This window comes from Burkholderia sp. GbtcB21 (genome assembly GCF_019091065.1).
GTDB classification, from domain to species: Bacteria; Pseudomonadota; Gammaproteobacteria; order Burkholderiales; family Burkholderiaceae; genus Burkholderia; species Burkholderia pyrrocinia_C.
In genome coordinates this window covers 1-263 of the sequence record NZ_JAGXKA010000286.1, presented here as the reverse complement: position 1 = coordinate 263, position 263 = coordinate 1, and the positions used below count along the sequence as shown (strand labels likewise).

General features: G+C 69.6%; 1 protein-coding gene. It reads left to right on the top strand.

Going from position 1 to position 263, the window contains the following annotated elements; translation table 11 throughout:
* On the top strand, positions 1-263 hold a 263-nt coding region (locus tag KVT39_RS36965; protein ID WP_217591487.1), incomplete at both ends, for a glutamate synthase-related protein.

Genomic DNA, 263 nt, shown 5'->3' with positions numbered 1-263 from the left:
CGGGTACGCCGTGGGAACTCGGCCTCGCCGAAACGCAGCAGACGCTGGTGCTGAACCGCCTGCGCGGTCGCATCCGCGTGCAGGCCGACGGCCAGATGAAGACGGGCCGCGACGTCGTGAACGGCGCGCTGCTCGGCGCGGACGAATTCGGCTTCGCGACGGCACCGCACGTCGTCGAAGGCTGCATCATGATGCGCAAGTGCCACCTGAACACGTGCCCGGTCGGCGCCGCGACGCAGGATCCGGTGCTGCGTGCGAAGTTC